Below are 3,315 nucleotides of genomic sequence, written 5' to 3'. Positions count from 1 at the left end.
GAACCCATCGCACCTCGAAGCCGTCGATCCCGTCGTGGTCCGCCGCGTCCGCGCCAAGCAGATCCAGCGCAGCGGCACCGTTCCGCCGACCGAGGAAAGCCGTGACGAGGTTCTCGGCATCCTGCTGCACGGCGACGCGGCCTTCGCCGGCCAGGGTCTCGTCGCCGAGACGCTGATGATGAGCGAGCTGAAGGGCTACCGGGTCGGCGGCACCATCCATTTCATCATCAACAACCAGATCGGCTTCACGACGATGCCGAGCTACTCGCGCTCGGGTCCGTACTGCACCGACGTCGCCAAGATGATCCAGGCGCCGATCTTCCACGTCAACGGCGACGATCCGGAAGCGGTGGTCCACGTCTCGCGGATTGCGATCGAGTTCCGCCAGAAGTTCAAGAAGGACGTGGTCGTCGACCTGTTCTGCTATCGCCGTCACGGCCACAACGAGGGCGACGAGCCCGCGTTCACCCAGCCGCTGATGTACAAGGCGATCCGCAGCCATCCGTCCACCCGCGAAGTCTATGCCCAGAAGCTGATCGCCGAGAACGTGATCACGCCGGCCGAGTCCGAGCAGATCGTCAACGACTTCTTCAAGAAGCTGGAAGACGACTTCGAGGTCGCCAGCCACTACAAGCCTAACCGCGCCGACTGGCTGGAAGGCAAGTGGTCCGGCCTGGAAGCAGCGTCCGGCGACGACCGTCGCGGCAACACCGCCGTCAGCATGGATCTGCTACGCGAAGTCGGCAAGGCGATCTCGACCGAGCCGAAGCACATCAAGATCAACAGCAAGATCGCCCGCCAGCTCAAGGCCAAGGCCCAGGCGATCGAGAGCGGCGAAGGCATCGACTGGGCGACGGCGGAAGCGCTGGCGTTCGGCACGCTTTGCGCCGAAGGCACGCCGGTCCGCCTGTCTGGCCAGGACGTCGGGCGCGGCACCTTCTCGCAGCGCCACTCGGTTCTGATCGATCAGGAAACCGAAGAGCGCTTCATCCCGCTCAACAGCATCCGGGAAGGTCAGGCCACCTACGAGGTCCATGACAGCCCGCTGTCGGAAGCGGCGGTGCTGGGCTTCGAATACGGCGTCTCGCTGGCCGAGCCGCACGGCTTGGTCCTGTGGGAAGCCCAGTTCGGCGACTTCGCCAACGGCGCGCAGGTCATCATCGACCAGTTCATCAGCTCCGGCGAGTCGAAGTGGCTCCGCATGTCCGGTCTGGTGATGCTGCTGCCCCATGGCTACGAAGGCCAGGGGCCGGAGCACAGCTCCGCCCGCATCGAGCGTTACCTCCAGATGTGCGGCGAGGACAACTGGCAGATCCTGAACTGCACGTCGCCGGCCAACTACTTCCACGCCCTGCGCCGCCAGATGCGCCGCGATTTCCGCAAGCCGCTGGTCGTGTTCGAGCCAAAGTCGCTGCTGCGCCACAAGCTGGCGGTGTCGAAGCTGGAAGAGTTCGGCCCCGGCACCTCGTTCCACCGCATCCTGAGCGAGCCGTTCGAACTGGTGGCCGACGATCAGGTCCGCCGGGTCGTGCTGTGCACCGGAAAGGTCTATTACGACCTGCTCCAGGAGCGGGAGGCGCGCGGCATCAAGGACGTCGCGATCGTCCGGCTGGAGCAGCTCTACCCGTTCCCGCGCACGTCGCTGACGCGCGAGCTGTCCCGCTACAAGAACGCCGATGTCGTGTGGTGCCAGGAAGAGCCGCGCAACATGGGAGCCTGGGCCTTCATCGACCGCCGCCTGGAAGACTGCATCGTCGCGGCGCAGATCAAGGCGAGCCGTCCAAGCTATGCCGGCCGCGTCGAAGCGGCGTCTCCGGCGACCGGCATGCTCAAGCGGCACAACCAGGAACAGGCCAAGCTCGTCGATGACGCGCTGACCGTGAAGTAACCTGACCCGCGCGGGAGCCGCCGGCTCCCGCGCAATCCCGCACAGAAACCGAACGAAGCCCTTTCAAGAAAAAAAGGTTAAGACATCATGGCCCTGGAAATCACGGTCCCCGTTCTGGGCGAGTCGGTCACGGAAGCGACGGTCGCGAAATGGCTGAAGAACGTCGGCGACGCCGTAGCGCTGGACGAGCCGCTGCTGGAGCTGGAAACCGACAAGGTCACTCTGGAAGTCAACGCGACGCAGGCCGGCACCCTGGCTGAAATCGTTGCCGGCGAAGGCGAAACGGTCGAAGTCGGCGCCCTGCTGGGCACCCTGTCGGACGGCGCCGGCGCCCCCGCAGCCAAGCCCGCTCCGGCTGCCAAGGCCGAACCCGCCCCGGCTCCCGCAGCCGCCCCGGCTCCCGCCGCTCCCGCATCGGCTCCCGCCGCGACCCAGCACGACACCTTGTCGCCGGCCGTGCGCAAGCTGATCGACGACAACAAGCTGACGCCGTCGGACATCTCCGCTACCGGCAAGGACGGCCGCCTGACCAAGGAAGACGTGCTGCGCTTCCTGGAGAGCCGCCCGGCCCAGATGCCGACGCCGGCTCCCGCCGCAGCTAAGCCCGCTCCGGCGGCGAAGCCCGCCGTTCCCGCCGGCCCGCGCGCCCGCGCCGACCAGGAAGAGCGCGTGCGGATGACGCGCCTGCGCCAGCGCATCGCCGAGCGCCTGAAGGAAGCCCAGGACACGGCCGCCATGCTGACCACCTTCAACGAGGTGGACATGACGAACCTGCTGGCCGTCCGCAATGCCTACAAGGACGTGTTCGAGAAGAAGCACGGCGTCAAGCTCGGCTTCATGTCCTTCTTCGTGAAGGCGGCTATCGCGGCGCTCCAGGAAATCCCGGCGGTCAACGGCGAGATCGAGGGCACCGACGTCATCTACAAGAACTACTACGACATCGGCGTCGCCGTCGGCACGCCGACCGGTCTGGTGGTCCCCGTCGTGCGCGATGCCGACAAGCTCGGCTTCGCCGGGATCGAGAAGGCTATCGGCGCCCTCGGCAAGAAGGCCCGTGACGGCAAGCTGTCGATGGAAGACCTGTCCGGCGGCACCTTCACGATCTCCAACGGCGGCGTCTACGGTTCGCTGCTGTCAACCCCGATCCTGAACCCGCCGCAGTCGGCCATCCTGGGCATGCACAAGACCCAGGAACGTCCGGTCGTGGTGAACGGCAAGATCGAAGCCCGCCCGATGATGTATCTGGCACTCAGCTACGATCACCGCATCATCGACGGCAAGGAAGCGGTCACCTTCCTCGTCCGCCTGAAGGAAGGCATCGAAGACCCGCAGCGTCTCCTGCTGGATCTCTGATCCGGCTTAAGATTTTCCGGCCAAGAGGACGCCCCGGTCATATCATGGCTGGGGCGTTATCTTGTCTGGGTTTC

The 3,315-nt window shown here is 65.8% G+C and carries 2 protein-coding genes; both read left to right on the top strand.

From position 1 onward, the window contains the following. A partial coding sequence (locus AC5JJ6_RS05335; protein WP_496041048.1) for a 2-oxoglutarate dehydrogenase E1 component occupies positions 1-1,888 on the top strand: 1,888 nt, incomplete at its 5' end. An 87-nt stretch (positions 1,889-1,975) separates the two neighbouring features. Beyond that, positions 1,976-3,241, top strand: a complete 1,266-nt coding sequence (gene odhB / locus AC5JJ6_RS05330) for a 2-oxoglutarate dehydrogenase complex dihydrolipoyllysine-residue succinyltransferase (protein ID WP_496041047.1) — start codon at positions 1,976-1,978, stop codon at positions 3,239-3,241. The last annotated feature ends 74 nt before the right edge of the window (positions 3,242-3,315 follow it).

It is taken from the genome of Skermanella sp., assembly GCF_059503625.1.
The sequence above is the reverse complement of the archived record's forward strand: the minus strand, read 5'-3'. Positions and strand labels throughout refer to the sequence as shown.

Excerpts from the sequence above, each read along its gene's own strand:
- odhB (WP_496041047.1), top strand. The coding sequence starts at position 1,976 with ATGGCCCTGGAAATCACGGTCCCCGTTCTGGGCGAGTCGGTCACGGAA.